This is a genomic window from Rhodococcus sp. IEGM 1351, from assembly GCF_030056875.1.
Taxonomy (GTDB): domain Bacteria; phylum Actinomycetota; class Actinomycetes; order Mycobacteriales; family Mycobacteriaceae; genus Rhodococcus_F; species Rhodococcus_F opacus.
Genome location: NZ_JASHKU010000048.1, coordinates 18,260 through 28,618, shown reverse-complemented (window position 1 = coordinate 28,618; position 10,359 = coordinate 18,260). Strand labels below are relative to the sequence as shown.

The window sequence follows — 10,359 nt, the reverse complement described above, 5'->3', positions numbered from 1 at the left end:
AGCCCTCTTCGAAGCCATCGAACGCGAACAAGCCGCCCGCGGAAACTTCTGAGCGAGAGGATCACTCCGCGAGACCGGTGAGCGGGAACCTTCGTCGACGATTGTGCAGCGACTTTCCCGCCGGATCGGTGCCGTCGCGAATACGATGACGCCATGAGCCCTACCGAGGCAGTGGTGGCCGGTGCCGGTCCGACCGGGCTCACGCTCGCGCTGGAACTGGCGCGACGGGGCGCGGAGGTGCGGATCCTCGACAAGTCGCCCGAGCCGTTCGCAGGTTCGCGGGGAAAGGGATTGACCGCGCGCAGCCAGGAAGTGATGGACGATCTCGGCATCGTCGACGAGATCGTCGAGGCGGGGTTCCGGCACCTGCCCAGCCGGGTCGCGGTGCGCGGCCAGGTGGTGCGCGACAGCGACCCGCACGCGGACCTGAGCCCCACGCCCGATCGGCCGTACGACGGCGGTCTGATGATCCCGCAGTGGCGGACCGAGCAGATCCTGCGAGAAAGACTGTCGGAGTTCGGGATCGACGTGGAGCGCGGTGTCGAGGTGGTCGGCTTCGAGCAGACCACCGACAAGGTGACCGTCCGGCTCGCCGGCGGCGGGACCGTCATGGCGCGCTACCTGGTCGGCTGCGACGGCGGGCGCAGCGCGGTGCGCAAGGCGCTCGGGGTGTCGTTCGAGGGGACGGGCGGCATCGAGGGCATGCTCCTCGGCGACGTGTCCGTCGACGGGCTGGTCCCCGATCGCTGGTACCAGTGGACGCACCCCGAGCGGGGGTTCGTCGCGTTGTGCCCGTTCCGTGGAATCAACTCCTGGCAGTTCCAGGGAGTGCCGTTCGCGGACTTCGACGAGGAGGGCAACCTGCCCGAACCGTCGCTCGAGTACTTCCAGCGGGTTCTCGACGACATCGCCTGCGGCCCCGGCGTGCGATTGTCCGAACCGACGTGGCTGTCCACCTGGCATGTGAACGTGCGGATGGTGGACCGCTTCCGCGACGGCCGGGTGTTCCTGGCCGGGGACGCGGCCCACGTTCATCCGCCGTCCGGTGGGCTCGGGATGAACACGGGAATCCAGGACGCCTACAACCTCGGGTGGAAACTGGCTCTCGTCCTGGCCGGCTCCGCGGACCCGTCGCTCCTCGACACGTACCAGGAGGAACGATTGCCGCTCGCGCGCTGGACGCTCGGGGTGAGCAGCGCGGGACTGCAGAAGGTGGCCTCGAACCTCGGGCGCGAGGACTCCGAGGGGTTTGCGGGCGCGGTGACCGAAGACGGCCAGCAACTCGGTCTGGGCTACCCGTGGAGTTCACTGTCGCGGGATGGGGACGTGACGACGGGTCTGCGCGCCGGAGATCGCGCACCCGACGCGCCCTGCCTGAGCCCCGACGGCACGCCGCTGCGACTGTTCGACGTGTTCCGGGGGACACACTTCACGGTCCTCGGGTTCGGCGGCGGCTCCCGGCACATCCTGCAGACCCTGGCCGAAGATGCGCCCGACGACGTGAAGTACGTGGTGGTGGGCGATTCCCGCGGTCCCGGCGTGGACGTCGTCGACGACCGCGGTTTGGCGCGCAGCGCATACGGGGCACACGGTGGCACGCTGGTGGTGGTGCGGCCCGACGGGTACGTCGCGCTCACCGCCGCGGCCACCGCGGCCGACGACGTCATCGACTATCTCGGTCGACTGGTGGGGAGGTCGCCCTGACGAAAGGCTGAATGATGCGACACACGGACGAGGAACGGGACTACGACGAGGCCGATCTCGAGGTGCGGCCCCCGAAGGACCACGCGGCAGGCCCGACCGCTGTCGCCGTGTCGATGAAGCGCGCGCTCGAGCACATGGGCGTGGTCCGTACGGCCGAGACGTTGCTGCAACTGAACCAGGCCGAGGGGTTCGATTGCATGAGCTGCGCGTGGCCCGATCCGGAGCCGGGCCACCGGCACGCCGCGGAGTTCTGTGAGAACGGCGCCAAGGCGGTGGCGGAAGAGGCCACCCGCGACCGCGCGACACCCGAATTCTTCGCCCGCCACAGTATCGCCGAGCTCGACTGCCACAGCGAGCACTGGCTGGGGCAGCAGGGCCGGATCACGCATCCGATGGTGAAGCGGCCCGGAGGAACGCACTACGAACCCATCGAATGGGACGAGGCCTTCACCCTGATCGGGGATCAGCTGAACGCCCTGGACAGTCCGGACGAGGCGATCTTTTACACGTCCGGCCGGGCGTCCAACGAGGCGGCGTTCGCGTACCAGCTGTTCGTCCGCGCGTTCGGGACGAACAATCTGCCCGACTGTTCCAACATGTGTCACGAATCGACCAGCATCGCGCTGCAGGAGTCGATCGGCATCGGCAAGGCCAGCGTCACGATGGACGACGTCTATCAGGCGAAACTCATTGTGCTGCAGGGTCAGAATCCGGGAACCAATCATCCGCGGATGTTGTCGGCGCTGGAGAAGGCCAAGCAGGACGGTGCGAAGATCCTCTCGATCAACCCGCTCCGTGAGGCGGGCCTGGTCAACTTCAAGAATCCGCAGACGCCCCGCGGCATGGTGGGCCCGGGCACCGACTTGTCCGACATGCACCTGCCTATCGCACTGAACGGCGACCTGGCCCTGCTCCAGGCGTTCGGCTCACTGCTCGTCGAATGGGATGCCCTCGATCAGGAGTTCATCGACCAGCACACAATCGGATTCGAGCTGTGGAAGCAGCACGTCACCGACATCGACTGGGACGTCGTCACCCGCACGACCGGGCTGTCGCGGGAACAGATCACCGACGCGGCCCGGCTCCTGCGGGATTCCGACGCCACCGTGTTCTGCTGGGCGATGGGACTCACCCAGCACCACAACTCGGTGGCGATCATCAAGGAAGTCACCAATATCGCTCTCGCCCAGGGGAACATCGGAAAACCCGGTGCCGGGCTGCTGCCGGTGCGCGGGCACTCGAACGTGCAGGGCGACCGCACGATGGGAATCTGGGAGCGTCCGCCGCGGCACTTCCTGGACGCGCTCGCGAAGGAATTCGACTTCGATCCGCCCCGCGAGAACGGTTACGACACCGTCGATTCCATCCGGGCGATGCGTGACGGCAAGGCGCACTTCTTCCTCGGGCTGGGCGGCAACTTCGTCCAGGCCGCCCCGGACACCGACGTCACCGCCGCCGCACTGCGCAAGACCCGGATGACGGTCCACATCTCGACGAAGATCAACCGCTCGCATCTCGTGTGCGGTGACACCGCTCTGATCCTGCCGACGAAAGGCCGCACCGAGCAGGACGTCCAGGCCGGCGGGCCGCAATTCATCTCGGTCGAGGACTCGACGTGCTCGGTCCACGCCTCCCGTGGTCCATTGAAACCGGCTAGTCCGCACCTCGATTCGGAGGTGGGGATCGTCACCCGCATCGCGGAGGCCACGATCGGCGACCGCTACGGTCTCGAGTGGAAGAAGATGCGGGACGACTACGCGAACATCCGCCTGCACATCTCGCGGGTGGTGCCCGGCTGCGAGGGGTACGAGGTCAACGTCCGCCGGCCGGGCGGGTTCGTCCTGCCGCACCCGCCGCGTGATTCCCGGACGTTCCCCACCCACTCGGGGCGCGCCGAATTCGCGGTGTCCCCGATCGAGGTGCTGCAGGTGCCCCCGCGGCACGTGATCCTGCAGACGATCCGCAGCCACGATCAGTTCAACACCACGATCTACGGGCTCAGCGATCGCTACCGCGGAATCGAGGGCGGCCGCCGCGTGATCTTCCTGCACCGCGACGACATCGCCGCCCTCGGATTCGACGACGGCGACATGGTCGACCTCTTCACTCACTGGGCAGAAGACGACCGCGTCCGCTGCGCCCACGACTTCCGGATTGTCGAATACGACACGCCCCGGGGTTCGGCCGCCGCCTACTACCCGGAGACCAACCCGCTCGTCCCGCTCGATTCCACGGCGGCCGGCAGCAACTGTCCCACGTCGAAGTCCGTCGTCGTCTCCCTGGAACACGCCGGCAAATACAGCGCCGAATGCCCGCCGGAGGCGAGCCAGGACGAGGTCGGATCGGACCGATTCCACAAGTCGACCCCCCAGCCGAAGCATCTCTCCTGACGTGAGTGGCATCGTGTGCCCCGGCACGCTTTCCCACTCACCTGCGCAGGTGAGCGGCGATGTGTCCGGGAGTGCGCTTCGGCGCTCACGTCTCGGGGCGAACCGGACATTCTGCACTTACAGTGAATGACTGTGACCGACTCCGTGCTGTCGCTGTTGTCGCGTTGCCGCTCGGTGCCCGGTTCTCCGGGCGCACGGTCACACGCGCCGACTGGCTGTGGGCGTCCGCCCTCACCGCGGCGATCGCGGGGCAGTCGGCCTTTCAGGTCGGAGCGCTGCAGGCGTCGCTCCCCGCGACCACGGTGATGGAACCCCTCGTGGCGTCGCCGCTCGGTTTCGTGGTGCTCGGCGAATACCTCGACGCCGACCGGAAGGTGACCGCCGTCCTCGTCGTCGCCCTGATCGCCGTCGTCATGGCCGCGGTGGCCCTGGCGCGCGGAGCCGCCGTCGTGGAGGACACCGGCACGGATCCGGCTCAGCCCCTGTCCCGATCGCGCAGATAGCCCGCCAACGGTTCGTGGCGTTGTATGCGTGACATTGCGATTCGACGTGCCGCGACCCACATCAGCGCGGAGATGACGACGGCGAGGGCGACGCACAGAGCGAAGTCCGCGGTGCCGATCCGCGTGTGCACATCAGCCGGTCGCACGAGGCGCCACAGCACGACCGGGACCATGGCGATCGCCACCGACAACGCCGGGAACACCCCGTACGGCACCACCAGCAGGATCAGCCACCGGACGACGACGGTGCGCCACCGGGCGCGTTGCTCCCACCGCCACCGCAACGACCGCTGGTGGTACGGGAAGAACACCCCGACCAGACTCGACCCGGCAAGTGCACCGAACGGGCACAGCGCCACCGCGACCACCACCACCGCCGTGAACAGCCAGTCCTGCTCGACGACACCCACGGCGATCGCGATGGTCGCGCAGATCGGGGCGATCAACATCCACAGCGCCACCGCCTTGGCGGCGAGCAACGCACCCAGCGCGTCCCGGTCGTCGAGTGCGGCGAGAACGCGCTCGCGGTCCGGTGCCAGCACGTTGGTGGCGGTGACGTCGGCGTACATCCAGCCGGCGAGGGCCAGAGCGAAACCCGACGGTCCGGTCCACTCGAACAACCAGTTCCGGGGGAGCAGGAACCAGGCCCCGATCATCAGGACGGCGTTGAACGCGACGGTCGCAAGGGTGTCGGCCGGGTTGCGCCAGATCCTGATCCACTCCGCGCGAAGAGCGGCCATGCCGTTCAGCGTAAAGCGTCGGGCGGACCGTCGTAGCCGTGTCGACAGGATCCCGGACGGTCGGGACGCCGGTCCCTTCCACCTGGGACATCGGGTCGGCGACAGTGGTGCGATCCGAGAGAAAGGCCTGTCGTGACCATCGACGACGAGGACGCGGCCGGGGCCGTCACCCTGATGGACAGCCTCCCCGACCGCCACCGGACGGTGCTGCGACTCCGGCTCGCGCACCGCCTCCCGGCCGTCGAGGTGGCACGCATCCTCGGGACGAACGTCGAGGCCGTACTCCTCCTCCAGCATGCGGCACTCAACCTCCTCCGGCGGCAACTCGCCGCCGGGGCGGTGGTCGACGGCGACCGTCCGGCGAGCGGATGGCAGTGATCGACGCTGCGGGATCCCGCGGTGCCGCCTCTTTCACGTCGTCTCGGCGGTGTGCCGCCGCATTCGTGGAGTTTGCCGACCCACAGGTTCATTCTGAGGAGGGTCGGAAAGGAGAGCCACAATGATGACAATCATCACCAGAGTTGTGCTTCGCGACGAGGGTGCCGGGCGATGGGACCGCGCAATGCATGAGCGGGTTGCTGCGGCGCGTGAAAAGCCGGGGTGGATTTCAGCGCAACTTCTCAAGGGGGTCGATGAGCCACTCGAGCGCGCCATCGTCGGTGTCTGGGAAACGAGAGAAGACTGGTCGGCCTGGCATCATGACGAAGCCTTCCGCGCCACTCGTGACGAGCTTGTGGGACTTGAAGCCGGCCAGATGGATTCCACGTGGTTCGAGGTGGTCCAGAACACTGCGACTGAAGAAGACTGATCGGGGTGTCGGTAGCTACCGGCTGGAACAGTGCACGTGTGGTCCGGGCGTGCTGATCGAGCCGCGCCCGGACCACCAGGGATCCGGTTGTGCCGGACTTTCGGTTCGGCGGTGCAGATCCGGATTCGTCGAAGCATGCTCCGTCGAATGTTCGACGAAGTGAAGAGGAGCTCCGTCCCTCACGAACTCGTGTCCGGAATGTGACGCTGCGACACCGCCATCCATGCATTGGCATGCTCAACGTGCGGTCGCGCTCGACGACGGCCCCTGCCCCGGCCTGCCTTCTGTCGCCGGTGCCCACGCGCCGCCGACGAACACCGTTCCGGCTCAGCGGATCTGGCTGCAGCGAAGGGGCAGCCACCTGAGCGCGGCCTTGAGCAGATTGGCGGACTCCGTTCCAGAGACGACGATGATCCTGAACCATCTGGGGTTGGCGATAGGCATGGAAACGAACGCTGAGGAGAGCAACGCAATCTTTCGAAGCTGGCGAGACTCCTTGCATGATCTTGCTCGACGGCCCAGCGTCGTCTGCAAGATCGGTGGTCTAGGCCTGCCCTTCTGGGGTTTCGGCCTCGAAAGTCGGCAGACCAAGGCCGGTTCGGATGAACTGGCAGAGATCTGGCGCCCATACGTCGAAACCCGCGGTGGAGGCGTTTGGTGCGGACCGCTGCATGATGGAGAGTAACTTTCCGCCGGATGCTCGATCGTGCGGATTCGTTCCCCTGTGGAATGCGCGAAGTCCGTTACGGAAGCCTTCTCTGCCTCGGAGAGGATGGCACTGTTCAGTCGTCCGGCGAGGCGTGTTTACCGAATCCCGTCCGTCGGACAGGCGGACGTGCGCGGCCCCCCCGCGGCCGTGGACCGGGGGCCTCCGCACGCCCTGACGCTGTGACCGTTCAGGCCAACGCCGCGGCGACGGCCTCGGCCGCGGCGAATGCGGCGTTGCCCAGTTCATCGTTCACCGGTGTCGGGCAGGACGACAGTTTCACGACGACGACGCCCCGATCGATGTCGATGTGGATGAACTGACCGTAGATTCCCAGACACAACAGCACACGCCGATCGGGGTGGGGAATCCAGAACTGATTTCGGTACATCCCGCCCGGGAACGGCGCTCCGGTCGGCGATTGAGAATATGCCTCACACGAATCGGGCGCGCCACGCAGGGAATCGTCGATCCAGTGCAGCGGCACGACCTGTTCTACGTCGATGCGTCCGCCGCGGCGGAGCAGCTCACCGAATCGCGCAACGTCCCGGAGCGTCGCGGCGAGGCCGCCGTCCGCGAAAACGGCTCCGGCACGGTCTACCCCGGCGTCCAGGTCGTCGGCGGCGAACTTCGACCACACGAGCCGCGACAGCAGCGCCGGCATACGGTCGGCGGCGGCGCGTTCGCACACCCAGCCGAGTACATCCGTTTCGCACGATCGGTATTCGAACGGGCCGCCATGGGGGCGAGCCGCTTTCAGCATCGGAAGGAACTGGTAGAGCGACGGCGGTACCCAATCGTCGACGCGCGGAATCCAGCCCACGGCCTGATCGAGGTGCCGCACCTCGGCGCCCGGTTCCAGGTATTCTTCGGAGAATCGGATGCCGGAACGCATGTCGAGGATATGGCGCACGGTGGCACCCGCGTAGCCGGAGTTCGCAAGCTCCGGAATGTACTCGGTGAGGGCGGCTTCCGGGTCCAGCAGACCGGCTGCGATCAAGTTCGCCGCGACGGTTCCGACAATTGACTTGCTGACCGAGAACAGCATGTGCGTCCGGTCGGGTTCGAGGTCTCCGGGGTACAGCTCGGCGCGGACGCTGCCGTTGTGGAGGACCATGAATCCGTCGGTGTAGGTGCGTCGAGTATTGAACGGAGCGCTTCGGTGCCGACGGGGAGATCGAGATCGAGCGGGTCGCCGTCGGTGAGTCGCAGTGGCGCCGATCCGGCAGCCACCTGTGCCGTCGGCACGACTTGCCGCATTCGGCCGAAGGTGTACCGGTTGATCGGTGGGTTCTGCCAATCCGCAAGGCTGACAATCGTCTTGGTGTCGTCGATCATTTCGCGGCCTCGCTGCTCTGTTCGGCGGCGACGATGACCGCCTGCTCCTGGGTGAAGCTCATTCGGGCGTCGGCCGGCGGAAGCCGCGTGTGAGCCAGACGAGGTAGACGATTCCGATTGCCAACCAGGAGAGTCCGGAGATCAGTGCATGTTCGCTGAGCTGGGTGATCATGTACAGCGTCGCGACGGCGCCGACGAGCGGCATGACCACGAAGCGGACTGCACTCAACTGCCGTGCGGCGTAATTTCGCAGGTAGTACACGATGACGCAGAGGTTGACTGCGGTGAAGGCCGTGAACGCGCCGAAGTTGATGAATCCCGTCGCGGTTTCGAGCGGCATGTTCATACCGAGGAAGCACATGCCGCCCGTGACGAGCACGCAGAACACGAGAGTCCGGGCACGGCCGTTGAGCTTTCCGAACAATCGGCGAGGAAGAACACCGTCGCGGCCCATGATGAACAGCAGACGGCTCGAGCTGAGCTGGACGGCCAGGCAGGATGCCGATCCTGCGATGATTCCCGCGAGATTGGTCCAATCGGCGAAGAACTGACCGCCGACCTGCACCGACATCGCGTACGACGCGGCCTGCGCATCGTCGAAGATGTCGCCGGGGTGGACGAGCTGCATGACATATGCCACGACGAAGAAGATGACGCCGCCGATCGAGACGATCCAGATGATGGCCCGGGGGATGTTTCGCGCGGCGTCCTTGGTCTCCTCGGCGAGTGTGGTCACCGCATCGAAACCGAGAAACGAGTACGCCGCGATCGCCGCTGCCGCGGAGATGCCGGCGACCGTGCTGTTGGAATTCCAGAACGGTTCGCCGTAGGAGGCGACCGGATTGCAGACGAGGAACCTGATGCAGTACGCGAAGAAGAGCAGTACCAAGAAGGTGGAGACGGCGAGTAGCAGCCGGTTGAGACGATCGGCGAGTGCGATCCCGATGACGTTGATCGCCGTGGTCAAGCCGGCGTTGATCAACATCCACAGCCAGATCGGAACCGCGGGGAACTGTGCGTTGAGCAGGATCGACTGCGCCAGCCACGCGACCATCGGCAAGAACAGGTAGTCCAACAGGATCGCCCATCCGACCAGGAACCCGGCCGCCGAGCCGAGGTTGCGGCGGGCGTAGAAGTACGCCGAACCCGAGACCGGGTAGATGCGCGCCAGCCGTGCGTAGCTTAGTGCGGTGAGCAGCATCGCCCTGATCGCGACCAGAAACGCCGTGGGCGCGGTGCCGGCACTGACGACCGCGATGACGCCGAAAATGATCATGACCAGGCTCGGTGCCATGTAGGACACCGCTCGCGCCACACCGCCGGCGCGGACGACGCGGCGTGAACGCGAGGGGCTGCAGCAGGAAGCCGCGGTGAAGGCCGCGTTCGAACTCGCTCAGCGTGACGGCGCAGCCGGGTTGACCATGCGTCGCCTCGGCGAGGAACTGAAGGTCGATGCGACGACTCTGTACCGGCTGTTCCGCGACAGGGACGAGTTGCTACTGGCCGTCCACGACCATGCGACCGCGGTCGAACTGGAGGAGATCGGGGAGGTGCCCGACAGCGAGCACTGGCAGGACACCTTGCGGCGCATCGCCGATCGGATCTGGGCGACCGCGGTCCGCTCACCTGCCATCGCGGCGCTGACGTTCGCCCGCACGACGGGCGGTCCGGCAGAGCGCCGAATGGTCGAGCTGATCCTCGAGACGTTCGCGAGGTCGGGCCTATCACGCGAAGCCACGGTCCGGTACTACCGGGCATTCGCCGACGCCACGCTCGGGCTCGCCGGGCAGGTCGCCGTACTCGCCACCCTGGACCCCGAGATCCAGGCGAAGGACGCCGCGTCATGGACGCGCATCCACGCGCATCTTCCCGACCCCGAGTATCCGACGGCCCGCGCCCACATAGCGGAGCTGACCAGCATCGATCGTCGGACGATCTACGATCTGGTGGTCGAGGCTGTGCTGGCGGCTGCCGAGCGCGAGAGCGCCGAGTCCGCCTAGCGAATCGTGAGCGGGCTCGAACGACACCGTTCGTTCCGCCACAACACCGACGGGGTAGTGAGCGACGGGGACGCGGATGCCGTCATCGAAGCCGTGTACGACCGCGAGAACGTCGACGGCATCTGTGGGTGCAGTTACCGAGCAGACCAGTTCGTATCCAACGGCTTTCT

The 10,359-nt window shown here is 66.6% G+C and carries 9 protein-coding genes and 1 pseudogene; 7 read left to right on the top strand and 3 right to left on the bottom strand.

Features of this window, described 5'->3' with window-relative positions:
• Positions 1–153 precede the first annotated feature (153 nt).
• The 3 genes from QM806_RS39485 to QM806_RS39475 all read left to right on the top strand — a co-directional run bounded on the left by QM806_RS39485 (position 154) and on the right by QM806_RS39475 (position 4,597).
• Positions 154–1,704 carry an FAD-dependent oxidoreductase gene (locus QM806_RS39485; protein ID WP_043793384.1) on the top strand — a complete coding sequence of 517 codons (1,551 nt, stop codon included), beginning with the start codon at positions 154–156 and terminating at the stop codon, positions 1,702–1,704.
• 14 nt (positions 1,705–1,718) lie between these two features.
• On the top strand, positions 1,719–4,094 hold the full coding sequence (locus QM806_RS39480; RefSeq protein ID WP_283294948.1) for an FdhF/YdeP family oxidoreductase: 2,376 nt from the start codon (positions 1,719–1,721) through the stop codon (positions 4,092–4,094).
• Positions 4,095–4,216: 122 nt separating this feature from the next.
• Positions 4,217–4,597 carry a DMT family transporter gene (locus QM806_RS39475; protein WP_081276428.1) on the top strand — a complete coding sequence of 127 codons (381 nt, stop codon included), beginning with the start codon at positions 4,217–4,219 and terminating at the stop codon, positions 4,595–4,597.
• Here the strand turns inward: QM806_RS39475 and QM806_RS39470 are convergent.
• Positions 4,570–5,337, bottom strand: coding sequence for a hypothetical protein (locus QM806_RS39470; RefSeq protein ID WP_054245950.1), 768 nt, complete (start codon positions 5,335–5,337; stop codon positions 4,570–4,572). The genes QM806_RS39475 and QM806_RS39470 overlap by 28 nt on opposite strands.
• 132 nt (positions 5,338–5,469) lie before the next feature.
• Here QM806_RS39470 and QM806_RS39465 point away from each other — a divergent pair, with 132 nt between their 5' ends.
• The 3 genes from QM806_RS39465 (at position 5,470) to QM806_RS41975 (ending at position 6,830) form a co-directional block, all read left to right on the top strand.
• Positions 5,470–5,715, top strand: a complete 246-nt coding sequence (locus QM806_RS39465) for a sigma factor-like helix-turn-helix DNA-binding protein (protein ID WP_005572894.1) — start codon at positions 5,470–5,472, stop codon at positions 5,713–5,715.
• A 121-nt stretch (positions 5,716–5,836) separates the two neighbouring features.
• Positions 5,837–6,145: an antibiotic biosynthesis monooxygenase family protein gene (locus QM806_RS39460; RefSeq protein WP_005572892.1), complete on the top strand. Its 309-nt coding sequence runs from the start codon at positions 5,837–5,839 to the stop codon at positions 6,143–6,145.
• Positions 6,146–6,368: 223 nt separating this feature from the next.
• Positions 6,369–6,830: an amidohydrolase family protein gene (locus tag QM806_RS41975; RefSeq protein ID WP_122975569.1), complete on the top strand. Its 462-nt coding sequence runs from the start codon at positions 6,369–6,371 to the stop codon at positions 6,828–6,830.
• Between the two features lie 211 nt (positions 6,831–7,041).
• Here QM806_RS41975 and QM806_RS39455 read toward each other — a convergent pair.
• Positions 7,042–8,189: pseudogene (locus QM806_RS39455) on the bottom strand (serine hydrolase domain-containing protein).
• 58 nt (positions 8,190–8,247) lie between these two features.
• Positions 8,248–9,483 carry an APC family permease gene (locus QM806_RS39450; protein WP_265146504.1) on the bottom strand — a complete coding sequence of 412 codons (1,236 nt, stop codon included), beginning with the start codon at positions 9,481–9,483 and terminating at the stop codon, positions 8,248–8,250.
• A 76-nt stretch (positions 9,484–9,559) separates the two neighbouring features.
• Between QM806_RS39450 and QM806_RS39445 the strand changes: the two genes are divergently transcribed.
• Positions 9,560–10,189, top strand: a complete 630-nt coding sequence (locus QM806_RS39445) for a TetR/AcrR family transcriptional regulator (protein ID WP_167117127.1) — start codon at positions 9,560–9,562, stop codon at positions 10,187–10,189.
• Positions 10,190–10,359 lie beyond the last annotated feature (170 nt).

Coding starts and splice junctions, on each gene's coding strand:
- QM806_RS39485 (WP_043793384.1), top strand. CDS start 154: ATGAGCCCTACCGAGGCAGTGGTGGCCGGTGCCGGTCCGACCGGGCTC.
- QM806_RS39480 (WP_283294948.1), top strand. CDS start 1,719: ATGCGACACACGGACGAGGAACGGGACTACGACGAGGCCGATCTCGAG.
- QM806_RS39470 (WP_054245950.1), bottom strand. CDS start 5,337: ATGGCCGCTCTTCGCGCGGAGTGGATCAGGATCTGGCGCAACCCGGCC.
- QM806_RS39460 (WP_005572892.1), top strand. CDS start 5,837: ATGATGACAATCATCACCAGAGTTGTGCTTCGCGACGAGGGTGCCGGG.
- QM806_RS41975 (WP_122975569.1), top strand. CDS start 6,369: ATGCATTGGCATGCTCAACGTGCGGTCGCGCTCGACGACGGCCCCTGC.
- QM806_RS39450 (WP_265146504.1), bottom strand. CDS start 9,483: ATGGCACCGAGCCTGGTCATGATCATTTTCGGCGTCATCGCGGTCGTC.